Genomic DNA, 21,964 nt, shown 5'->3' on the forward strand with positions numbered 1-21,964 from the left:
TGGGACAATCAAAGGGAGAAGATCAACCAGATAAATCAACGGACAAAATTAGGATAGAAAAAGATAAATGCCGCATCTAAAATCGGGGGGCTTTCCGATGAACGATCGCCTGTTTCCACAATATAAACAACTGCAAGACTCTGTGGCCCTCTGCAACGTCTTTTTCGATCTTGTCGATTCCACACGGCTCAAGCAGCAGTTGGGGCCCGTTGAAGGCGTAGCCCTCTCCCTCCGCCATAACCAACTCTGCGCCGAGACGGCCGAAGCCTATCAGGGCCAGGTGGTGAAGCACATCGGCGACGCCATTTACGCCGTCTTCCCGAATCCGCTGCCGGCGCTGCTGGCGGCCCTCGATGTGAAATACACCATCCTCAAGGAAAATCTGCCCTTCCAGACGAAAATCGGCCTCTCCTTCGGCCTGGTGACGCCGGTGCGCACCCCTGACGCCGATTACCTGGGGGCCGCCGTCGACATGGCCGCCCGTCTGGCCTCCCAAAGCGCGCCCAATCAGGTGCTGCTCGACGAGTCCACCTTCCAGATCGTCAAATCCCTCTTAAAAAGCCTCGATACGATCATTTTCCGTTTTCTCGGAATCCAGGACCTAAAAGGTCTGTCTTTTACGCCTCTTTATGAACTGTCCCACAGCGACCTGGGCTTTGTCCAGGAACAGAGCGCCTCCTCGGCCCAGCCGTCCCGCTTCTTTACCCAGCCGGCGGCGGCGCAACCGGCGAGCGCTCAGGCCGCCCCCCCTTCCTCCGCCACACCCTCGCCGGGCAACATCGCCGGAAAACTGCTTGCAAAGTTGGCCGGGAATATCAACGCAACCCCGGCGGGCCCTTCCCCCACCGCTTCGACGGGAACCACCGGAGGCGGCTCCCCCACCGGAGCGGCGCGTCGCAGCGCCACGATCCATTCGGTCCCGACCGCCGGCAGTGCCGGTCCCGGCGCTACGGCCGCCTACGGCGCAAATCCTCTGGGGAACGGCGTCACCCCCGTCTCGGCAGCGACGGCCGCCGCTGTTTCTACCGCCACCGCCGGCCTTTCCCCGCTGGTGCAGACCTATCTCGAACCGGTTCCTGTGGCCGATGAGGCCTTCCGGCAGTTTCTGCGCCGAATCAGCTTGAATCGCGAGGATGTCGATCAGGTCTATACGATGCTGCAGAACATGCACTATGCCCTGAAGGATCAGCCTGCTTTGCCGGTGCGGCGGATCCGGCCGGGCGGATCCTTTATGCGCGGAACGATGATCCGCCCGAAAAAGAGCCTGGATCTGATCGTTGAAATCGCGCCGGTCGACGGCGCGACGCCCAATGTGACAGAGGTTCTCGGCCAGATTCGGGCGACCCTGTCGAAGATGGGGTGGAACCGCGATGTGGAAGAACAGGAAACCTGCCTTGTCCTGGGCCATGAGGACAGCTTCCGCATCTCGCCGGTGCTGGCTCTGGTGGAGGAGGAAAAAGAGGCCTATTACCTGCCCAACGGACCCGATACGTGGATTCCCCGCGATCCCCAGGCGCCGGAGCGGTGGATGGCCGAGGCCTTCCGACGGCACGGGCCGAGCTTCCTCGCCCTGATCCGCATCCTGCGGGCCTGGCAGCGCACCAACTGCCGCATCCTGCGGACGTTGCACCTGGAGATGCTCACCGATCTGCTCCTGCGCAAGGTCCGCCTCGAGCCGGGACCGGAAGGGCTATACAACTGGTTTCATTACATCCACCAGATCTTCAGCCAACAGAGAAAACCCTTCCTGGCCGATCCCTCCGACCCCGCCTACTTTGTCGACGGATACCTGATGACCAACGCGGCCGCCTTCAACCAGTTCGGGCGGCTGCTCTCCCACTCGCTCCAGTTGGCCACAGAGGCGGTCAACCTGGCGCAACAAAAGCAATACCTGCTGGTTCAGAACAAGTGGCGGGCGCTCTTGGGGCCCGGATTCGGGGTCTAGATCGGCCGGCAATCATTCGCGCCGCTACGCCGGAGTGAATCGGAGCCTGTGGCCCTTCTGGAGCGCCAACCGGCTCGCTGTGCCCGCCGCCAGTTCCAACGTCGACCATGCGCCTGAGCGACGTCGCCCCAACCGGCCAGGCGGCAACGCTTCGTCCATGTCGACGATCACGCCTTGCCCGTCCAGGTAGAGCGCGTCGATGGAAAATCCCATGCCGACGGTGTGAATCTGGTTGCAGGGGGTCAGCAGCAACCCCCGGTCCGGCGGCAAGACGGTCTCGTCGAGCAGCCCGCGCAGGCGGCGCCAGAAGCTGTCGGCCAGGTCGACCCAGACCGGCAGGAGAAGGCGCGCCGCCGCCCCATGCGGTTCGATCGCCAACTGGTACAGGGGTGTCAGCAAAAACGCTCCCGCCTTTCTTTCGGCCTTGCAAAATGCTCTCTTATCAGGTTATTTCCGGAACAGGCCCTGCGCGACGAGGAAGCGGCACTCCTCGGGCGCACATACAAAGGACCGCGATCGCGCCTCAGCCCTTCGGCTGCGCGCAATCGCGGTCCTTTCCGCTTGCCTATGTGCGGATCATTCCTGGCTTCTTACACCTTGTACTTCGCCGATCCCGTCTGCAGTTCTGTCGCCAGCGCGGACATGGCCTCGATGGCGCTGGCCGTTTCCTGGGCGCCGGCGGAAGACTCTTCGGCGATGGCCGCCACATTCTGGACCGCCCGCGACGCCTGCTCCGTCGTCGCCGCCTGCTCTTCGGCGGCGGCGGCGATTTCGCCCACCTCGGTGGCCGTCTGTTTGACCTGTTCCTTGATGTTCTGGAAGGACGCCCCCGCTTGTTGCGTCAACTCGCGGCCGCTCTCAGTCGCTTCGACGGCGCGCGCCGTCACCTGCTGGATCTGTTTGATCAGGCTGCCGATCTCTTTGGTGGCTGATCCAGACCGCTCAGCCAGCTTGCGCACCTCGTCGGCGACGACAGCGAATCCTTTGCCGGCGTCTCCGGCCCGGGCCGCCTCAATAGCGGCGTTGAGGGCCAAGAGGTTGGTCTGGGCGGCGATGTCGTCGATCATCTCGACGATCTCGCCGATCTTCTCAGAGTTCTGGCCGAGCACCATCACGTTTTCTGCGATCGCGTCCATGCCCCGGACGGTGTCGTCGATGATCTTGCCGCCCTCCATGGTGGCGCTCGTCGTCGCCTCCGAGGAAAGGGCCGCTTTTTGAGCCGATGTGGCGACCTGAGTGGCCGCCCCAGCCATGTCGTTCATCATCGACGAGAGGCTCTGGGCTTCCTGGGCCTGAGACTGGGCGCCGCTGGCCAACTGCTGGGACGAGGCGGAAATCTGCTCGCTCGACGCGGCCACCGACTGGGCGCCCGACTGCACATGCTTGACAAAATCGCGCAGGTTGTCAACCATCTGATGAATAGACCGGGACAGGGAAGAGATCTCGTCGCTGCCATCGGTGCTGTCCACGTTTTTCGTCAAATCGCCTCTGGCGATCGCGCCAGCCAGCTGCTCCAATTCACCGAGTGGTTTCGACAGGCTGCGAGCCAGCACAAACCCCAGGGTCAAAGAGAGAAGAAAAGCGGCGATGATAGCGACGACGGTGACCATCCGGGTCGTCCCATAGGCCTCATCGGATTTCTTTTTCGTTTGCTCCGACATATCGGCTTGATACTGGAGCAGTCTCTCCAGCTTGTCATCCAAATCGCCGGCGATCTTCCGTCCCTCCGTATGGGCGATCATGATGGCTTTGGCGTTTCCTTCCGCTGTCGCGAGCGAACTCGCCTGGACGACCCGTTGCGCCACTTCCCGATAGCTGTTCCAGGCGCTCTGGACGTCCGCCAACATGCGTTTTTCGTCGGCTGACTTTTCCGTGCCATCGTATTTTCGCAACTCCTGCTCAAAAACACTGGCATACTCTTTCGTCTTCGCTTCCCAATCGTTCAGGTCTTGCCGATCCGTAGAGATGATATGGTTGTACACAGCCACCCGGTATTGCTGCAGTTTCGCCTTGGCTTCGCCGAGGTAACGGATCGGCAGCAATGCGTTGCTGTACATGCTGTCCATTTCCGCTTTTTCGTTGCTCAAGCTGGATAACCCGTAAACACCTACGGAAGCCGCGATCAAACAGGAGATCAGGATCACCAGAAGAATCCGGGTGCCCACCTTCATGTGCGAAAGCATTCTCATTCACTAGCCCTCCTTTTAACTTCGGATCTCGTTTCTTTTGCGGTCCTCGCTTACATGTCTGACGGGGACTCCGATTCTTCACCGGGCCGTGAGAGTTTGGTCACCGCTTCCTCTTCGGACTCGACGATGGGAAGCAATTTATCCAGGCGGGTGATTTCGAGCACCTGGCGCACAGACTGGGAGATGTTGCAAATCGTCAAAAGGCCGCCTTTTTCCCGGTAGTGCTTGTATATAAATATCAGATTGCCGATCGCTTCACTGGTAAGGAAGCTGACGCCAAGGTTGACGACCAGGCGCTTGTTCTCCGGTGGAAGCTGGGAAAGGGATTCTTTGATCCGGTGAGCGTCTCCGACGCCGATGCTGCCATAAAAGCGAATGATGACCACGTCGCCCCGTTCTTTGATCTCATACTCCAACACTGCGGCTCACCCCTTTTTCTCAATTTTACCCCCGATCACCCACCCCCCGGCGGAAGATAGCGCCGATATTGAGGATGAGACTGACGCGCCCATCGCCCAGGATGGTGGCGCCGGCGAAATGCTCCAGATCAAGCCAGGGCGCTTTGATGGATTTGATGACGATCTCTTTCTTGCCGATCAGCGAGTCCACTTCCAATCCCATACGGCGCTCGGCCAGGCCGACCACCACCACGGAGCGGTACTTGCGGCGACTTTTTTCCAGATCCGGCGGGATTTGCAGCAATTCCTGCAGCCGGTACAGCGGAACGATCCTCCCGCGAACGGAGAATACCTCCCGACCGCCGACAGACTGCACATCCCCCTCCTGCAGTTGGAAGCTTTCCAATACGTTGTCGAGGGGGATGATCAGGCTTTCCTGTTCGACGCGGACTGTCAGTCCTTGTATGATGGCCAGGGTGATCGGCAGCTGCAGCTGGAAGGTGGTTCCTTGCCCCGGTTCGGATCGAGTCTCGATGATGCCGTGGAGGCTGCTGATGGCGCCCTTGACGACATCCATGCCCACGCCCCGTCCGGAGATGTCGGTGACCTTGTCAGCGGTGCTGAAACCCGGCGCAAAGATCAGGTCCAGGATCTCTTGCCGCGATGGGGTGTAGCCCTCGGCGACCAACCCCAATGCCCGCGCCTTGGCGAGCACCTTCTTTTCGTCGATGCCCCGACCGTCATCGCGGATCTCGATGATGATGCGGCTGCCTTCATGAATGGCTTTCAGCCGGATGGTTCCTTCCTCCGGCTTTCCGGCGCGGCGCCGTTCCTCGGGCCCTTCGATGCCATGGTCGATGCTGTTGCGGATCAGGTGCATGAGCGGATCGCCGATCTGGTCGACGACCGACTTGTCCAACTCCGTGTCCTGTCCTTCCATCAGCAGGTTGACTTTTTTCTCCTGCTTGCGGGCCAGGTCGCGGACGATGCGCGGGAATCGGCTGAAGACGCCGCCGATGGGGATCAGGCGGGCCTTCATCAACCCGTCTTGCAACTGCGTCGTGATCCGCGCCAATTGGTGCGTCTCTTCGGCCATTTCGACGGCCAAAGGGCTCTGCCCGTGCCGTTCCAGGTAATTTTCTTGGAGCCGGACAAAGCGGGCTTGGGTGATCAACATCTCGCCGATCAGGTTCATGAGCAGATCGAGACGCTTCGCTTCGATTTTGATGTACTCGGTCCCTCGGGTCGCGCCGCCGCCATCCATAATCACAACACGATCGCCAGCAGCCATTTCTACCGCTGTTCCCGCCGGCGTAGGGGGCGCCTCGGCGCAATCCGGCTTGGCGCTCCCCTGGAGCCCGCTCGGTTGCGCACCGGGCATGGGACACTGATCGATCAAGAGACGCTGCACATCGGCGATGTTGAGCGCCCGTTCCAGATCGGCGCAGTTTCCCTGCTGCCAATCGAGAAAAATCGTCGCCTCATCGTAAGCGCCCTCATCGGCCTCCATCTCTTCCCAGGTGGGCACAGCGCCGATCACTTCGCCGAATTCTTTCAGGTTGTTCAATATCAAGAAAAATCGGACCGAACGCATGGCGCTATCGGCGCTGAAGGTGACCAGAATCTCCGTCGTCCGGCTCATCTGACCGGCTTGTTTTCGCAGTTGAGCCAATCGTTCCGCCTGGTCTCTGGAGGCTTTTTTATCGGTCTTTGCCGTCGATGTCGACGGATTCTGTATGTCTTCCAGTTTGTGCGCCAACTCGGCTGTTTTTTCCGGATCGACCGCATCGGGATGAAAGAGACAGTTCTGTATATAATCGAGCGCCAAAAATACAACATCGACATCCTTGGCGCCAAAGGAATGCTTCCCTTCTCTCACCTTACCCAGCAGATCTTCAACTTTGTGGGTCATCTCCGCCACCGCCGGAAAACCGGCCATGGCGCTCGACCCCTTGAGGGTGTGGGCGGCGCGAAACATCTCATGGATCATGTCCTGACTCGAACCGCCTGATTCGATGGCCAGCAGATCGCGGGTCAGGATGTCCAACTGCTCCTTCGCCTCAGAATAAAAAAGATCCATGTACTGGTCCATAAAATTTCCGTCGTTCAATCTTGTCACCCCCTCCACTCGATCGATGCTCAATTGCGGAGCAATGCAGGGATGTTCAATAAGGCGATCAGCCGCTCTTCCGTCTTGACCACCTTGTCGATGAACTGCTCATCAAGGCTGAGCCCTTCCGGGTTGTCGGCCAGCATGTCCTCTCCGATGGCGGCTACGGCGGAGACGGCATCGACCCAGAGCCCGACGACAATGTCTTGTATGTGCACGACGATGATGCGGTTGTACTTTGCCTCTCCTTGCGGTTGCAAGAACAAGCGCTTTCGGAGGTCGATCACGGGGATCACATTGCCGCGCAGGTTGATCAATCCGAGCACATGGGGAGGCGCGTAGGGAATATAGGTGACGGCTGACGGTCGGATGATCTCCTGAACCTGTTCGATCGGTATGCCGTACGATTCAGGTCCCAGCGAAAATGTGACGATTTGAAAATTCTCCATGGATGTCCCCCCTTTCGTGCAGCCGATCTTCGGTCACAGCGAGGGATCGCGAGCGCTTGTTCTTTGTTCACACTATTAAGATACGTCAAAATCTTCAACCATTCAAGTAAAGCCTGCAGAATTCGATTGTTTATTTATGCTGTTTCTAGGCCAAGATGGATCTCCATCTTGCCGAGGGATGTCTCCATTTCCGTGAGCAAGATGGTCTCCTGGCCGGCCATGATGGCCAATTTTTGGCCGGTGATCAGTGTGGGCGGCGTGATATCGGCTGTCAGCGCAGGGGCCAGGGCTGTCACGGCCGTGCCGGCGGCCATGTTGGCAAACTCGCAGAGGGCGCTTTTGACCATATCGTCCAGTTCCGGCAGGACCATGCCCCCCATCATCTGGCCGGCCAAGGCCAAGGCGGTTCCGGTGGCCATGGTGATGACGACGGCGCCGCGCAGGTCCCGAGTCAGGCCGATGATGATGGCCAGTTCGTAGCGGCTGAAAAAGGAATCGGGTACGGCGCTGTCGTTCGGAAGGGTTGCCGATACGCCCATCATGGTCAGAACATCGGCCGTTCCCCGGGCAAAGGTCTGCAGCTGTGCCTTCATATCATCCGGCCCCCCTTTCCATGCTGAGGTGAATGAAGATCTCCCCATCGCTCCAGGTGACGCGGGCAGTCTCCAACTCGGCGTGGGCGTCGAAGACCTGCATCCCCTCGCCGACGAGGATGTTGGGCGGCGTGAGGCGGAGTCCGGGGCGATCCGGTCCGTTGTTGATTTTCGTCACCGCAGCGCCGCAAAAGATATTGCTCAGTTCGGAAAGGGCGTAAAAGATCATCTTGTCGAAGGGTGTCAGTTCCTCCTGGTTGAGTGCCTGTCCCAGGTGCTGGGCCGTGTCGATGCTCATTTCCATGACCACCCGGCCCTTACGGGCGCCGTTGAAACCCAAAAGGGAAACGACGGTGACGCCGGCGGTGACGGAGGGCAGCACCGGCGCCGCCTCCAGCGAAACGCTGTCGATGTCGATCATCTTTTTCAGCACCGAAGTCATGCTTTCAGTCAAACAGGTCAGGTATTCCCTGGCCATGGGGATCCCTCCTTACGTTGTTTGGAATATGGGGGCGGCAAGAGGAACAGCGCAGTCCGTCAGGAGGCGCTCAGTTGTTTCTCCACTGCTTCCAGCAGTTCGGGATTGGAAAAGGGCTTGGTCATAAACCCGCTCGCGCCGGCGGCGCGGGCTTCTTCCAGGATCTCTTCGTCCCCCATGGCGCTCAGCATCATGATCTTGGCGCCGGGGTGGCGGGCGCTGATCTCCCGCGCCGCTTCCACACCGTCCATGACCGGCATGGTGATGTCCATGATCAGCAGATCCGGCAGCAGGATGCTGTAATTCTCCACCGCGAGTTGGCCGTTGCGAAAGACGCCGCAGATCTCATACCCGGCCGGTTCGAGGGCTTTGCTCAGGGCCTTGTGGATGAAGGGGGAGTCGTCGACGAGCATGATCCGGTGTTTTTTCGGCTCTGTCATGGGGTTACCTCCTTATGAATGTGAGTGAACACACAATGATTTCCGCAGAGCGGCGTCGCGAAGGCGGGGTCAGCCCGATTGCCGCCCGCCGCCGGTCGCCATCTGAATGACTTCGACGGCGTTCATCACCAGGGCCACCCGTCCGTCGCCCATGATGGTGGCGCCGCCCATGCCTGGCAGCGATGCCAGGTAGTCGGGCAAGGCCTTGACGAGCACATCCTGCTCGTCGATCAAGCGGTCGACGACGACGCCGACCTTGAGATTGCCGTCGCTGAGGACAACGACGGGGGTTTGTCCGTCCGGCGGCAGTTCCGGCATCCCGAGGATGCCGGCCAGGGAGAGGACGCCGAGCACGCCGCCACGGTGCTGGAGCATCCGGCGGCCCCGGCGGAAGACAAAGCGATCGGCCGGGACCTTAATGGTTTCGATCACATTTTCCAGGGGCAGGATCAGCAGTTGGCCCGCCGCCTCGACAAGCAGGCCCCGGGAGACGACGAGCGTCAGGGGCAGTTGCATCGTCATTTTGGTGCCTTGCCCCAGGCGGCTGTGGACAGCGACGGTTCCGCGCAGGGCCGCGATGTTGTTGCGCACCACGTCCATCCCCACGCCCCGGCCGGAGATCTCCGATACGGCCCGAGCGGTGCTGAAGCCGGGGAGGAAGATCAGTTGGAACGCTTGGGCGTCGCTCATTTCCTCCGCCTGGGCCGCCGTGATGAAGCCTTTCTCGACGGCTTTCGCCTTCAGCTTCTGCGGGTCCATGCCGCGGCCATCGTCTTCGATCTCAATAAACACGTCTTTGCCGCGGCTGTAGGCGCGCAGCCAGACTCGTCCCTGGGGCGGCTTGCCGGCGGCGTTGCGGTCGGCTTCCGGCTCGATGCCGTGATCGGCGGCGTTGCGGACGAGGTGCATGAGGGGATCGCCAATCTGTTCGATGATCGTGCGGTCCAGTTCCGTCTCTTCCCCCTCCATGATCAGTTGGATCCGCTTCCCCGTTTGCAGGGCGATATCGCGGATGACGCGGGGGAACTTCTGAAAGACCATGCGGACTTCGGTCATGCGCATCGCCATGATGGCGTCTTCCAGTTCCGCCGAGATGCGCTCGACCCATTGGCCGGCTTCTTTCACTTCTCGGGAAATGACCGGCAGGTTGTACTCCATCATCAGTTTGCGGGCGATCTGGCTGAAGGCGTTTTTCGTGACGGCCAGTTCGCCGATGGCGTTCATCAAACGGGTCAGCTTCTCTTCGCTGACTCGGACCGAGTGGCCGTTGCCGTTTTCCTGGCCACTTCGTTTAGCGCCGTTTCCACCGCTTGCCCCATTGCCACGATTGGCGCCGTTTCCACTGTTTGCTCCGTTGTCTCCTGGTGCTCCCTTGCTGCCGTCTCCACCGTTCGAGCCGCTTGACCCTTTTGCGTCCTTTCCGTCGCTCCCCTGATGGTCCACTGGGCAACCGTCTGCCTGGCCGCCGCCCTCCTTCGGATCGCTCACCACTGGCGCCTCGTCCCGTTCCGCAGGAAGGGACGGTGTATCGGCCGAAGCGACCATTCCCGGTTGTCCCGCCCATTCCGCCGGCTCTGTCCCTTGCCCTTCGACGGCAGGAGACGGCTCGGCAGCGGCGTTGCTTGCATCGCCTTGTTCCAACCGGAGACGCCCGTCGTCCAGTTGCAGCAGCAGCGGCGGGTTGGCCGGGTCGGAATGGCCTTCACCGGAGCGGACCATCTGGACGAGGCGGCGCAACGCATCCATACAGGCAAAACAGAGGTCGATCGCCCAAGCGGGCATGGGCAGCCGAAGGGCGCGCACTCTTTCCAGCATCTCTTCCATCCTTTGGAACACTTCCATCGTTTCTTTTATCGGCAGCCAGAGCGAACCTTCCGGCGTGTTGAAACTGAGCAAGAGACCGAGGTTTCCCTTGAGGGTGTGAACACGCCGGAAGAGTTCCGCCATGGCCGATGTGTCGCCGGGATCGCCGTCAAGGGCGATCAGGAGCTGGTCACAGACAATCTCGCTGTGTTCTTCCGCTTCGATCAGGAAATTCTCCACAGCCGCCTTGCCGGCTTTGCCTTTGATCACAACGAGGAGTTCATCCTCTTGGGAAGTCGAAGCAGCAGCAGACGCCCCTTCGGGGCATACCGTTCCTGCCGTTCCCTTTGCGTCGCCTGGCGCTGGCGGCGCTTCTCCCGTTCCGGCGCCGACGGCGTCAGCGGCGCCGGCGCTTCCCGCCTTCGAATCGACCACAGGGTCGAACTGTCCACCGGAAACGACGCTTTCGTCCCCCTTGTCACTGTCGTCGCCCTCGCCTGCCGCAGCGGTTTCGCCCTGACCCGAGGCTGCCGCAGCCGCTTGCTTCGGCGGCAACGCTGCCTCCAATTGGCCGATCAACCCCTCCAGGTCGCGGTCGGTCAAAAAGGCCACCTGCACGCCGGCGCCAGGCGAGGACGCCTCACAAGCCGCGCGCAGTTGGCCCAGCAACTCCCCGAGGGCGTCGACGGCATCGAGCAGCAGGCCGATGCGCGCACCGTCCAGGTGGGCGCGACCGCTGCGCGCGCTGTCGAGGAGAAACTCCGCCTCATGGCTGAGGCGGGTGATCTCGGAAAAACCGAAAAAAGAGGCGAGCCCTTTGATGGTGTGAATATGGCGGAAGATGTCGTTGATCGAGCCGGGCTTTGCCTCTGACGCTTCCAGTTGCAAGAGTTCTTCCTCGACCCGCTGGAGGTACTCGCCCGCCTCATCGGTGAAGGCTTGCAGCATCTCCAGGTCATCGGGACCAAAACGATAGTGCAAGGGCTTCAGGCCTCCTCTCCGCCGGTCCCCGGAAGCAACCGCCGGACCCAGTGAACCAGCTTTTCCGGCTCCGTCGGCTTGACCACGTATACATTGGCCCCCAGTTCCAGTCCTCGCGCCGCGTCGACGGCGTGGTCCTGGGTGGTGACGATGATGATCGGAGTATGGCGGTGGGCCGGCATGTCGCGCACCTCTGCGATGAACCGGAAGCCGTCCATGCGCGGCATGTTGATATCGGTGATGATCAGGACATGATCGCCTTGCAGCAGCGTTTCCAGGGCCAGGACGCCGTCTTCCGACTCCTCCACGTCATAACCGAGGGAAGTCAGGATATAGGCATGGTATCGTCTCACCATGGCAGAATCGTCAACAACTAAGATGTGTGCCATATCGTCACCCCCTACGGCTTGTAGTACACGATGTTTCCGCCGACCCGCTTCATCTTGAAGGCTTCCGTGATCCGGCTGACCGACTCGGAATGGCCGAGGTAGATGAAACCGCCGCTTCGGATGGAACGATAAAAGTTCTCCAGGACTTTCAGGCGCGACTCCGGATTAAAGTAGATGAGCACATTGCGGCAAAATATAAAATCAAACCCCGACTGTTCCTGCATCCCCGTTTGGTCCATCAGGTTCAAGTGCCTGAACTGAACCATTTTTTTCACGTTCAGGTTGATCAGGTGCATGTCCAGCCGGCTGGTGAAATATCGCTCCAGGTATTCAAGCGGAACATCCTTGACCGAACGGGCGCTGTAGTACCCCTTGCGGGCCGCTTCCAGGACCTGTGTGTTGATGTCGGTGGCCACGATCTCGATCTCCCAGGACTTCGGATCCGGCAGCATCTCCAAGAGGATGATGGCGAGGGTGTACGGTTCCTCGCCGGTGGCGCATCCGGCGCTCCAGATCTTCAGCTTCCGTTCGCCGCTGCCATGCTTGGCCTGGACAACCTCCGGCAGCACCGCCTCGGCAAAACCAGCCAGTTGGGGAAAATCTCGAAAAAAATAGGTCTCATTGACGGTGAGCCGGTTGATCAATAACTCGAGTTCCGTCGTGTCGTTGGAAAATTTGATCAAGTGGTAGTATTCGCGGTAGTCGATGAGGTCCAGTTCTTCCATCCGTTCGCTGATGCGCTTTTCCACATAGTAGAGTTTGTGCGGCTCAAACCAGATGCCCGTCCGTTTGTAGATCAACTCGGTAAAGCGCTGGTAGAGGTCAGTCGCCAAGGCCATCCCGCCGACCTCCTATCCGTTTCAGTTCCTGACCCACCGCCTGAGCGATTTCCTCATCGGCCTCCGGCGCTGACGCCGACAGGGACTCCAGCAACGCTTCCAGGTATTCTTTCCCCTTGGCGCCCATGCGGGCCATCCCGCGCACGGCGGCCAGACGCAAGAGCGGATCGGTCTGCTCGATGTTGTCAGTGAGCCACTCGAAGGTTTCCGGGTGCCGGAAAATCTCGGGACAGGCGAGGATGTGGTACCGATGGTTTTGGCAGGGGTCGTTTTCGTAGAGATAGCGGAGCAATCGGTAGACGCCGTCGCCGCTGCGCGAAGCCAGGCTGGCAATGGCCACCCGCCGGACCTCCTGATCAGGGTCGTTGGCCAAAGATTCCATGACCGACAAGAAGACCTCGTCCGAGCGGATCAGCCGGCTGGCGCGAGCGACACGGGAACGGACATCGCGATCCGACGCCGCAGCGGCGCGCAGGAAGGCGCTGTGCAGATTGGCGCCGCCGAGCGCTGTCATCACCTCAAGCGCCTCCGGTCGCGCCGACTCAGGGCAGCGGTCAAAGAGCCGCTCCAGTTCCGGCTGCAACCCCGGCGGCGCTAGGATGGACAGGGTGTCCGCCGCCTGGCGGCGCACACGGCCGCTGGGGTGTTCCAGCGCTTTAAGGAGCGCCGGCACAGCTCCCTCGCCACAGATCAGCCCGAGGCCGGAAAGGGCGACAGCCGCCACATCCGGTTCCGGGTGAACAGTCATGGCCGTCAAAAAAGATTCGGCGCCGATTCCGCAGCGCCAGGCGAGCGACACCGCATGCCGCACGAGGGCGCTGTCGGCGCGTCCCGCCAGTTCCCGCAGGATCGTCAACGGAAGAATCACCATGGCCTGTTCCGCCGCGCCGAGAAGCAGGCGGGCCAGGCGGTCGTCGGCGTTTTCCAGAAGCCGGATGAACCGGTCCGGAGACGGGCCGGCCTGCAACAGCGCCGGGAGCAACTCCTCCAGCACGCTCTCGTCCTGGCCAAAGCGTCCGACAAGATAAGGGAGGTGTATGTACAGCAGCGTCGGGCAGCAGCGAGCGGCGAGATGGGCGGCGGCAACAGCCTCCCGGGAACCGCCGTCTTCAAGATGCCGGGCGATCAGGTCATCCAATTCAGGGAACGACGGTCCGGGATCGATTCCCCGGGCTTGCAGGCTGTGCAGCAAGCGCAACAGTTCCTTCGCCGTCAGGAGGTTCTCCCTGCGCAATTCCCAGGCTACGGAAACACATGCTGCATCGCCGAGCCGCCCGGCCGCGAAGGCCCAGATGGCCGCTACGGCCGTCCGCTCCCGTCTTCCCCCCTGGAAGGATGTCAAAAAGGCGTCAATGCCTGCCATGGACGCCGGATCACCGAGGCGCGCCAGGGCTTCGATGAGGCTAAAGGCCACCCAGACGTTTTCGGTCTTGGCCAGTTTCGCTTGCATCGGCGCCACGGCGCCTGGTTCCGCCCGGCCGCCCAAGGCCTCCGCGCTGGCGGCCGCCACATTCGGATCGGGATCATCCAAGCCCCTCAGCAGCATCCCGCCGGCCCGCTCGCCGGGAATGGCGGCCAGGGCATCGACAGCCAGTTTGCGCAGGTCCCGGGAGGGATCCAGCAACCGCTCTTCCAGCGCCGTCAACGCGACAGGTCCGAGGGCGCGCATCACCTCCAGGGCGGCGTTGCGAACAGACGCTTCGGCGGAGGCGAGCAGATGGGCGGCGACAGCGGCGGTGTGGTGGCTCCGCATCTCCCCCAAGGCCCGGATGATCTGGCGACGCACATAGGCGGATGGTTCCCGTTCCAACTGCCGGGCCAGCAGTTCTACGCCGCTCGGCGAGGCGGATCGGGAGAGGAGAGCCACCGCCTCGCTGCGGTCGCTTTCATGCTCGCTCTCCAGGAGCCCTTTTGCCTTATTCATTCGACAGACCCCCTCAGGCAAAATTTCCCCGCATGCTCTCCCACCAGCGGCGCAGTTTGGCCTCTGACAGCCGGACGGCTTCGATCACCTTGTCCAGGTCGGAAAAGGGTTTGAGCAGGTAGTCGTTGGCGCCCTTTTCGAGACAGCGCACCGTCTTGTCCATCGTGGAATAACCGGTCATCATAATCACTTGCGCCAGGGGGTCATAGGCCTTGATCGCCGCCAAGAGTTCAATGCCGTCCATCTCCGGCATGACGATGTCGGCCAGGATGATGTGATACTTGCGCGCCTTGACCATCTCCATCGCCTTGAGGGGCGACGTGGTGTATGCGGCCGCAAAACCCTCCAGTTGCAAGATCCGCTGCAAGCTGATGCAGAGTTCCTCTTCGTCGTCAATCAGCAGCACTTTCGTTTCCGGATACATCCCTTGTCCTCCTTTCCGGCCGGTCCTTGTCTTCCCAACGGCCGCAACCGGCATCGACATGGTCCGTGTAGACCGGCAGTTCTCCTGTCAAGAGGGCGGCCGCCTCCAGGATGTTCAGATGACGTCGCATAAAGGGGCCCTTCGAAATTAGCCCCAGTCTTGTTCCCTTGCGTGCCAGGGCGGAACGGGCCTCGCTCAGTCGCCGGAGATCGGCCGCCTCCAGGATTTCCCTATGGCTGATATCGATCAACGCCACCCGCACCGGGCCAACGCCTGCCGCCGCCACCAGTTGGTCAACACCGCTGAAGAGGCCCTCGTTCACCGGTCTCAGGGCCACCTCGGCCACATCGCCGACATCACAAAGCCGACGGATCGCTTCGTCCGATTGTTCGGTTGAAACAACCAAAAAGAGCGGATGATCGGATCCTTCGCCACATCGGCAATCGAGAATCCGGCACGCCGGCTTCAGGCGCTCCTGAATCAGTACGTGGCGTACCTCCGGCATGGGCGCATCGGCGACCAGGCCGATCCGCAGGCAGAGCACCCGGTCGCCCGGCAGGCTTACCGGCGCGACTGCCGCCGCAGGGGGTTCCCGGTCCTCGGCATTCGTCTTCGCGATCACCGCGGTGACACTCTCTTCCATGCTCGGATTCGCGATCTCTCCTCGGCTGGTCGGTCCTCCTTTGTCACCCCCCGGTTGCGCCGAAGCCTTTTCAACAACCCTGTCGCCGGTTGCTTCCAGGGTTTTCAGATACCGCCGCTGTTCCTCGGCCCACCCGGTGTCCAGATCACCGGCGCGCAAACCGGTCAATCCCATTTCCATCCGGTCCATCGTCTCCAGCAGGATATTCACCATGGCCGTCCCCGCCGCTTTTCCCCGGCGGAAGGGATCGAGCCAGTCTTCCATCCGGTGGGCGAAGCGAGCGAGATCGTCAAAATCCAGGCTCTGGGCGCCGCCTTTGATGCTGTGAAAGGCGCGGAACACCTCCGGAACGGCCTGGGACGGTTCTCCCGACTCTTCCGCCGCCAGCAGCGCCGCGCTGGCGGCGGCCAGCATCTCCAGGGACTCATCAAAGAAAAGGGCATGAAAGTCGTATGGGCTGTTCGGTTGCATGGTCATTCCTCCTCCGGCGGCATGGCCGGCAGCCGGATGGTGAAAACGGCGCCCGCCCCGGGTTCGCTGGTCACGGTGACAGTGCCGCCGTGTTCGGTCACGATGCCCTGGACAATCGACAATCCGAGGCCGGTTCCCTTGCCGTCGTTGGTATAAAAAGGCTCAAACACCTTGGGCAGTTCCTCCGGGTCGATGCCACATCCGTTGTCGCGGATGTGGATGATCGCCTGTCGTGCCGAATCGACGGTGTCAGACTCCACCGACAGCAGTCCTGGTTTGCGACCGGAACGCTGAATCGCCTTCAGGGCGTTATGCATCAGATTGATCAACACCTGCTCCAACTGCTGGGCGTTCCCCCGCACGACCAGATCGGCAGGGACCTGCCAGGCAACCTGGACGTGCCGCGAGAGGTCACTCTCGCTCGATACGAGCATCCAGGCGTCTTCCAGGCACTGGCGCAATCGGACGGCGCCCTTCTCTCCCCGCTCCTGCCGTGAAAAGTATTTGAGACCGCTGACAATGGCGGCGATGCGTTCCACGCCTCGGAAGATGGCCTGATTGGCCCGCTTCGCCTCCGTCTCGATCGCCTTTTTTTCGGTGGCCCCATCGAGGGCAGCGCCAGCCATGGGATTCGCGGCATCGCCGGCGGCAGCATTGGCGGCGCGCCCGTGACAGAACAGCGTTCCCCGCTCAAGGTACCGTGACAGCAGTTCCGCATTCACCTTGATGAAGGTGAGGGGGTTGTTGATCTCATGGGCCACACCGGCGACGAGGCGGCCGATCGTGGCCAGGCGGTCTGCCTGTTGGAGCGCTTTTTCTTTTTCCTGAAGCCGCTGAACCAGAGCCCGGTTGGCTCGCACCCGCTCCTCCAATAAACCGGAAGGCGCGGCGTCGCCGCCTTTTTCCGCCCAGATCTGCATCTCTTCGACAAGCGCCACCACGCCCTGGCTGGTCAGCATCAGTTCTTCCGTCAGGCTGCGCACCTCGCTCCGGAGTTGGTTGAACTGGTTCAGCAAGGCGCCCAGGAACTCGGCCACCGGGCGCCACGCCCCTCCGGCGGATTGTTCCTTGCTTTGAACGCAGGCCCTATGGGGGTGGCTGTCGCGGATCTGCAGTTCCCACCACTGCCCGCCCGAGGAGGCGGTAATCGCGTTGGGAAAGCAGGCGTCAAAGACAGGCGCCGATTGGGGCAGAATCATCCCCGCCGGAATGGCCAGGCGGCTGGTGATGAGGACACCCTCCTTATCCTGCGACAGGCGACCTTGCCACTCGCCGGCCCCCTCGCCGGCAGTGGTCAACTGCCAGAAAATCAACACAATCCCGCGCAAAAAGGTCTCCGGCCTGGCGCCTGTTTCTGCCAAGAGGTAGGCGAAGGCCGGCAAGACGTCTTCGGCCTGCCCACGGCACTGGACCTCCATCGTGTCTTTCATGATCGAATCCGGGCCAACAGCACCGTCGCGTCGTCGTCGCGTTTTCCCCATGCCTGCACCCACTGACGACACATATCCCCCAGATTCCCCCCCTTCAGATCGGCGGCAGCCATCGATTGCCAGCCAAGGGCAACGCCCTTGGTGGCCGCCGCCAGCACCGCCCCTGTCGTCATGGCCAAGCGGCGCAAGGTCAACGCCGGCAGGAAAGCCCCCACCTTCCCCGGCTGGCTCCTGATCACTTGCCACTCTATTCGGTCAACCACTTGGTGATCCGAACGACCGTCCCTTGGCCGACACGAGAATCGATCGAAAATTCATCCATCAGACGGCGAGCGCCGCTCAGGCCGAGCCCCAGACCGCTGCCGCTGGTAAAACCGACGGTCATGGCCAGTTCCACATCGGCGATGCCCGGTCCCTGATCGTGAAAGATAAATTGCAAGCCCTTGCGTTTGCCTTTTCCCTCACCTGCCACCTCCCAGCACTCCATCGTCCCCCGTCCGGCGTAGAGGAAGGTGTTGCGGGCCAGTTCGCTGACGGCGGTGGTGATGCGGGTCTGGTCGATCAGGGAAAAACCAAGTCCGATTGCCGCCTTGCGGGCAAGTTGGCGGGCGAGGACGATATCCGGCTCGGTGGTGATCTCCACCCGGCCGATCATTGGCCGTTCCCCCTTCGGATATTTCCGACATTCCCGTTGAATCGGGCCAGGGCGTCTTCCAGGTTGCGGGCGGTTCGGGTCTCTTCAATGACGAGACCCATCTCCACCATGGTGATCGCCACCGTCGGTTGCAATCCCACCAACACCGTAACCGCGCCCATGAGGCGGATCATCCGAGCGGTGTCGGAGAGCAGGCGGGCCATGTAGGAATCGATCAGATCCAGTTGCGACACCTCGATGATCACGCCGCGCAGGCCGGGCTGAGCCACTGCTTCGAGCACCTTGTGCTGCATGCTCATGGCCGCCTGGTCGTTCATGTCGCTTTGGAGGGTGACCAACAGGAGATCCTGTAGTTTGACGATTGTCGCCTTTTCCATGGCCTTAACCGGCTTCCCTTTCGGAACCGAATCGCTTCTGCAGCATCTCCAGGGACAGGGCGATCCCGTCGGCCATCACGGACCGGGTGATGACCGGGCCAAGATCGACGCCCATGTGGACCATCGTCTGGGCAATGACGGGGCTGATCCCGGTGATGATCAGGGTTGCGCCGAGGAGACGGACGGCAGCGGCCGTCTTGAGGATATGGTTGGCCACGAGCGTATCGACGGTGGGAACGCCGGTGATGTCGAGGATCGTCACCCGGGCGTTGGTCTCAACGATACTGTTCAGCAGCTTTTCCATCACCTGCTGGGCCCGTTTGCTGTCCATCGTTCCAATCAGAGGCACGGCGAGAATGCCCTCCCAGATGCGGATGACCGGTGTGGACAGTTCAAGCAGATCCTGTCGCTGGTTCAGGATCTCCTCTTCTCGGGCTTTCAGGTAGACCTCAAAGATAAAGAGCCCCACCTGATCGAGGACGGTCATCAATGTATTTCCGTCGATATGGGGCAACAGTTCTTCCAGGTAGGGGCGCAGGGAGAAGACGAAAAGCGCCGTATCGGAGGGATTTAAACCGTTCGCCACCGCCATTTCCGTGATCTCCCGCAGCGTCTTCCGCAAAAACTCGGGCAACTCTCCCGTTGTCGCGGTGAAGGAAATCCCGTCGATCAACTGTTGCCCCAGTCGTTCCGTCTCCTGGTGGTGGATAGCCCCCAGGGCGATCCAGGCACTCTTTTGGACTGCGGAAAGCCAATTGGCATGGGCTTTTGGGTTCTCCTTTTCCGTCAGATGCTTCTCCATCATGGCCTTTCCTTTCTCCCTTCAAGATAAGCGGCCGTTACCAGCGGTTGACGGCCTTCACGATCTCTCGGGCGATCTGGTGCGAGGGCGCCACGATCTCGGCGCCGCCCCGCTCGATCGCTTCCCGGGGCATGCCGAAGACGACAGCCGTCGAGGCGTCCTCGGCGATGGTCACTCCGCCGGCCTGGCGGATGGCCACCATGCCGTCCGCCCCGTCTGCGCCCATCCCGGTGAGCAGCACGCCGACCGTCTTCTTGCCAAAGAACTCCACGACAGAATGCATGGTCACATCGACTGAGGGAATAAACAGGGCGTTGGCCGGCTGTGAGGTCAGGCGGATGAGCACATCGTCGCGCATGGCGTTTTTTTTCACCACCAAGTGGTGCCCGCCGGGGGCGACAACGCCTTGGCCTCGCGCCAACCGGTCACCCGCTTTGGCTTCGGAAAAACGCAGTTGGCAGTAGTCGTCGAGGCGTTTGGCGAAGCTGGTCGTAAAGGTCGGCGGCATGTGCTGTACGACGATGACGGCGGCGTCGAGATCAGCCGGCAGGTGGGGCAGGATCTCCATGAGTGTGCTCGGTCCACCTGTGGATACACCGATGACGACGACCTTGCGGTACCCATGGTCGGGGACGATGAGGGACCGTTCCCTTCGCGCCGGCCGTTCCATGGCGGCAGCGGAACGCCCCGCGCTGTGTTGGGTGGAGCTGGGAACGGAGCGGCGGCGCCGGCGTTTCGCTGCGGCTTTTACTTTGGCGATCAACTCCCGTCCAACGATGTGCATGTTGGCGGAGACGGTGCCGGACGGTTTGGCCACATAGTCAAAAGCGCCCAGTTCCATGGCCTCAAAAGTGGTGATGGCGCCTTCCTGGGTTAAGGAACTGACCATCACCACCTGCACCTTCGGGTTTTGGTCGAAGAGGAGGGACAGGCAGGTGAGCCCGTCCATCACAGGCATGTTGATGTCCAGGGTGATCACATCGGGCGAAAGCTCTTGATCCTTCTTCAAGGCGTCTTCGCCGTCGCGGGCCGTGGCCACCACTTCAATGTCCAGGTCGGTTTCGAGGATTTGACGGATCGCTTTGCGCATCATGGCCGAGTCGTCGACCACCAATACTCGAATGCTCATCGGTTATCCCTCGATTTTTAAGATCCGCTCGGAGTCCAGAATCATGACCATGCGTTTGCCCTCGCCCAGCTTGGCCACGCCACTGATGTATTCCCGTTCGATCGTCTCGGAGAGCAGCCGCGGCGTCTCTTCCACGAGGCTGCGTTCGAAGCGGAGCACCTCGGTGACAGCGTCGACGATGATGCCCGTTTTGCGTTGGCCCACATCGACGATGATGATCCGGGTGGCGTCATCGTGGTCACGCTCGGCCATGCCGAAGCGACGGCGGAGGTTGAGTGCTGGGATGATGTTGCCCCGCAGGTTGACGAGCCCCTCGACGTAGCTCGGCGCGCCCGGCATCTGTGTCACCTGAGTCATGCGGTTGATCTCCTGCACATCGGTGATCTGGATGGCAAACTCCTCTTTCCCCAGCCGGAAGGCGACCAGTTGCTCCTCTTCAATGGCGCCGGCGTTGCTCCGCACTTCCCCGCCGCCGCTGTTCTCGCCCCCCTCCAGCAGTTCGCTGACCAGGTCGGCGTCGAGCAGGTTGGCGGCATTCAGACACATGAAGAGCCGTTTGCCTTCATTCAGTTTGGCGACGCCACGGATCTGCTCCAACTCCCCGTTGGTGAAGATGGGCGGCGGCGGCTCGATGACGCTCTTGGGAACGCGGATGACCTCCATCACGCGGTCAACGCGAAACCCCGCCGTCATATGGCCCAAGTCGACGATGATGATCCGCGACTGATCGGTCACCGGCACGTTGGCCATGCCGAAGTACAGGCGCATGTTGACGATGGGAAGCAAGTGGTTGCGGATCGAGACGACCCCTTCCAGGTAGTGAAGCACATTGGGCACCGCCGTGATCTCGGGGACCCGGATGATCTCCTTCACATGCATGATGTCAAAAGCGTACTCTTCCTGACCGAGCAGGAAAGTGACCAATTGGTCTTCTTCCAGTTCGGCCCGCTGGCCGGCGCCTTCATGGACGGTCGCCGCAGCGGCGCTTTGCAGGTCAAAATCGCGCCCCTCCGATTCAACGGTGAGGGCCTGTTCGAGGTTCAAGGCCATGATCAGGCGCTTGCCCCCATTGAGTTTGACGACGCCATCGAGGTAGCGGACCGATTCGCTGCGGATCACCACCGGCGGCGGTTCAATATCGGCGCTGGCGACGCGCAGGACCTCTGATACGCGGTCGACGACGATCCCGGTCACCTGGCCGCTCACGTCGACGACGAGGACGCGCGTGTTCTCATCATGGAGTCCTTTGGCCATGCCAAAGCGCGTTCTGCCATCGATGATCGGGAGTATGCTCCCGCGCAGGTTGCAGACACCTTCCACATAATCTGGCGCTTGGGGGATCTTCGTCACTTCGGCGAAGCGGATGATCTCCCGCACATTCATGATGTCGGCGCCAAACTCTTCGTTGCCGAGGTGGAAGGTGACCAGTTGCCGTTCCGTCAGGCCGATGGACCTTGCAGTTTCGGCTGCTGTCATTCCGGTTGCTCCTTCCCCT

22 protein-coding genes are annotated in these 21,964 nt (G+C 61.3%); 1 reads left to right on the forward strand and 21 read right to left on the reverse strand.

Going from position 1 to position 21,964, the window contains the following annotated elements; translation table 11 throughout:
* Positions 1-97: 97 nt before the first annotated feature.
* Positions 98-1,945: an SMODS domain-containing nucleotidyltransferase gene (locus GTO89_RS03345; RefSeq protein WP_161260651.1), complete on the forward strand. Its 1,848-nt coding sequence runs from the start codon at positions 98-100 to the stop codon at positions 1,943-1,945.
* A gap of 24 nt (positions 1,946-1,969) precedes the next feature.
* On the opposite strand, the gene GTO89_RS03350 is transcribed toward GTO89_RS03345, so the two are convergent.
* From GTO89_RS03350 to GTO89_RS03450, 21 genes are all read right to left on the reverse strand, one after another.
* Positions 1,970-2,344, reverse strand: coding sequence for a DUF192 domain-containing protein (locus tag GTO89_RS03350; protein WP_161260652.1), 375 nt, complete (start codon positions 2,342-2,344; stop codon positions 1,970-1,972).
* Between the two features lie 191 nt (positions 2,345-2,535).
* Positions 2,536-4,134, reverse strand: coding sequence for a methyl-accepting chemotaxis protein (locus GTO89_RS03355; protein WP_161260653.1), 1,599 nt, complete (start codon positions 4,132-4,134; stop codon positions 2,536-2,538).
* A 50-nt stretch (positions 4,135-4,184) separates the two neighbouring features.
* A complete protein-coding gene (locus GTO89_RS03360) occupies positions 4,185-4,553 on the reverse strand; it encodes an STAS domain-containing protein (RefSeq protein WP_161260654.1) in 369 nt (122 codons plus the stop codon).
* A 25-nt stretch (positions 4,554-4,578) separates the two neighbouring features.
* Entirely contained in the window at positions 4,579-6,642 is a 2,064-nt protein-coding gene (locus GTO89_RS03365) for a chemotaxis protein CheA (RefSeq protein ID WP_161260655.1), read from the reverse strand.
* Between the two features lie 29 nt (positions 6,643-6,671).
* Positions 6,672-7,091: a chemotaxis protein CheW gene (locus tag GTO89_RS03370; protein WP_161260656.1), complete on the reverse strand. Its 420-nt coding sequence runs from the start codon at positions 7,089-7,091 to the stop codon at positions 6,672-6,674.
* A gap of 134 nt (positions 7,092-7,225) precedes the next feature.
* Complete coding sequence (locus GTO89_RS03375; RefSeq protein WP_161260657.1) at positions 7,226-7,684, reverse strand: chemotaxis protein CheX; 459 nt, start codon at positions 7,682-7,684, stop codon at positions 7,226-7,228.
* Position 7,685: 1 nt separating this feature from the next.
* A complete protein-coding gene (locus GTO89_RS03380; RefSeq protein ID WP_161260658.1) occupies positions 7,686-8,162 on the reverse strand; it encodes a chemotaxis protein CheX in 477 nt (158 codons plus the stop codon).
* Between the two features lie 59 nt (positions 8,163-8,221).
* Positions 8,222-8,602: a response regulator gene (locus GTO89_RS03385; RefSeq protein ID WP_161260659.1), complete on the reverse strand. Its 381-nt coding sequence runs from the start codon at positions 8,600-8,602 to the stop codon at positions 8,222-8,224.
* Between the two features lie 69 nt (positions 8,603-8,671).
* Positions 8,672-11,386: a chemotaxis protein CheA gene (locus GTO89_RS03390; RefSeq protein WP_161260660.1), complete on the reverse strand. Its 2,715-nt coding sequence runs from the start codon at positions 11,384-11,386 to the stop codon at positions 8,672-8,674.
* A 5-nt stretch (positions 11,387-11,391) separates the two neighbouring features.
* Positions 11,392-11,775: a response regulator gene (locus GTO89_RS03395; RefSeq protein ID WP_161260661.1), complete on the reverse strand. Its 384-nt coding sequence runs from the start codon at positions 11,773-11,775 to the stop codon at positions 11,392-11,394.
* 11 nt (positions 11,776-11,786) lie between these two features.
* A complete protein-coding gene (locus tag GTO89_RS03400) occupies positions 11,787-12,614 on the reverse strand; it encodes a CheR family methyltransferase (protein WP_161260662.1) in 828 nt (275 codons plus the stop codon).
* On the reverse strand, positions 12,598-14,538 hold the full coding sequence (locus tag GTO89_RS03405) for a HEAT repeat domain-containing protein (RefSeq protein ID WP_161260663.1): 1,941 nt from the start codon (positions 14,536-14,538) through the stop codon (positions 12,598-12,600). The genes GTO89_RS03400 and GTO89_RS03405 overlap by 17 nt, the downstream gene beginning before the upstream one ends.
* A gap of 13 nt (positions 14,539-14,551) precedes the next feature.
* Positions 14,552-14,962, reverse strand: coding sequence for a response regulator (locus GTO89_RS03410; RefSeq protein ID WP_161260664.1), 411 nt, complete (start codon positions 14,960-14,962; stop codon positions 14,552-14,554).
* The gene (locus GTO89_RS03415; RefSeq protein ID WP_161260665.1) at positions 14,931-16,076 is read right to left on the reverse strand and encodes an Hpt domain-containing protein; all 1,146 of its coding nucleotides are present in this window, start codon (positions 16,074-16,076) and stop codon (positions 14,931-14,933) included. Before GTO89_RS03415 ends, GTO89_RS03410 begins: the two co-directional genes overlap by 32 nt.
* A 2-nt stretch (positions 16,077-16,078) precedes the next feature.
* Positions 16,079-17,506 carry an ATP-binding protein gene (locus GTO89_RS03420; RefSeq protein WP_161260666.1) on the reverse strand — a complete coding sequence of 476 codons (1,428 nt, stop codon included), beginning with the start codon at positions 17,504-17,506 and terminating at the stop codon, positions 16,079-16,081.
* Entirely contained in the window at positions 17,503-17,721 is a 219-nt protein-coding gene (locus GTO89_RS03425) for a hypothetical protein (RefSeq protein WP_161260667.1), read from the reverse strand. The genes GTO89_RS03420 and GTO89_RS03425 overlap by 4 nt, the downstream gene beginning before the upstream one ends.
* Before the next feature lie 32 nt (positions 17,722-17,753).
* Complete coding sequence (locus GTO89_RS03430) at positions 17,754-18,161, reverse strand: anti-sigma regulatory factor (RefSeq protein WP_161260668.1); 408 nt, start codon at positions 18,159-18,161, stop codon at positions 17,754-17,756.
* Entirely contained in the window at positions 18,158-18,538 is a 381-nt protein-coding gene (locus GTO89_RS03435) for an STAS domain-containing protein (protein ID WP_161260669.1), read from the reverse strand. Before GTO89_RS03435 ends, GTO89_RS03430 begins: the two co-directional genes overlap by 4 nt.
* Before the next feature lie 4 nt (positions 18,539-18,542).
* Positions 18,543-19,343 (reverse strand): STAS domain-containing protein, encoded by an 801-nt coding sequence (locus tag GTO89_RS03440; protein WP_161260670.1) that lies wholly within the window; start codon positions 19,341-19,343, stop codon positions 18,543-18,545.
* A 34-nt stretch (positions 19,344-19,377) separates the two neighbouring features.
* Positions 19,378-20,469 carry a protein-glutamate methylesterase/protein-glutamine glutaminase gene (locus GTO89_RS03445; RefSeq protein ID WP_161260671.1) on the reverse strand — a complete coding sequence of 364 codons (1,092 nt, stop codon included), beginning with the start codon at positions 20,467-20,469 and terminating at the stop codon, positions 19,378-19,380.
* Between the two features lie 3 nt (positions 20,470-20,472).
* The gene (locus tag GTO89_RS03450; RefSeq protein ID WP_161260672.1) at positions 20,473-21,945 is read right to left on the reverse strand and encodes a chemotaxis protein CheW; all 1,473 of its coding nucleotides are present in this window, start codon (positions 21,943-21,945) and stop codon (positions 20,473-20,475) included.
* Between the last annotated feature and the right edge of the window lie 19 nt (positions 21,946-21,964).

It is taken from the genome of Heliomicrobium gestii, from assembly GCF_009877435.1.
In the GTDB taxonomy this organism is placed as follows: Bacteria; Bacillota; Desulfitobacteriia; order Heliobacteriales; family Heliobacteriaceae; genus Heliomicrobium; species Heliomicrobium gestii.